Genomic DNA, 715 nt, shown 5'->3' with positions numbered 1-715 from the left:
CCCCCCGCCGAGCGCCGGGTCGATCAACTGCTGGTGCGAACCGGCGTAGTTGAGCGACAGCACCAAGCTGACCCCGACGATCCCCCACAGCAGCAGGGTCGGCCGGAACCGGTACATCAGGTAGTAGGCCAGCCCGGCGACGAAGAACGAGGAGACCCAGGGCATCGCCACCACCGTCAGCGGCGCCCAGTCCACCCCGACGCTCACCATGCCCATCACCGTCCACACCATGCAGAAGGCGACCACCCGGCGGTAGTTGAGGCCCTGTCGGACCACCAGGCCGAACAGCAGGTAGAAGCAGAGCTCGTACCAGAGCGTCCAGTACGAGGCGTCCACGTTGGTGACGTGCAGCGCGCTCTGGAACATCGTCAGGTTCACCAGCACCTGGTACGAGTCCAGCGGCTGCGCCACCAACGGCCAGGCCGCCAGCACGGCGGTGGTCGCCAGCACCCCGAACCAGTAGGCCGGGTACAGGCGGACGATCCGGGACGTGAAGAAGTCGCCCAGCCCCCGTCCCCAGGTGCTCATGCCGATCACGAAGCCGCTGATCAGGAAGAACAGGCTGACGCCCGTCCACATGTAGGCCCCGAGCTTGGAGGCCAGCGGGAACACCTGCGCGATCGGCCGTGACCAGGCATTGCCCGCCCCGTGGGCGGAGCCGCCGTAGCCGACGTAGTGGTGGAACACCACCATCAGCGCGGCCAGGATCCGCAGC

At 67.7% G+C, this 715-nt stretch carries 1 protein-coding gene; it reads right to left on the bottom strand.

The genetic code is table 11. The features are described from left to right. Positions 1 to 715: acyltransferase family protein (locus ABD323_RS42840; RefSeq protein WP_344447452.1), on the bottom strand; the 715-nt coding region annotated here is incomplete at both ends.

The organism is Kitasatospora nipponensis (assembly GCF_039528135.1).
GTDB classification, from domain to species: domain Bacteria; phylum Actinomycetota; class Actinomycetes; order Streptomycetales; family Streptomycetaceae; genus Kitasatospora; species Kitasatospora nipponensis.
Note: the sequence above shows the minus strand (reverse complement) of the source record. Positions and strands in the feature narration are given on the sequence as shown.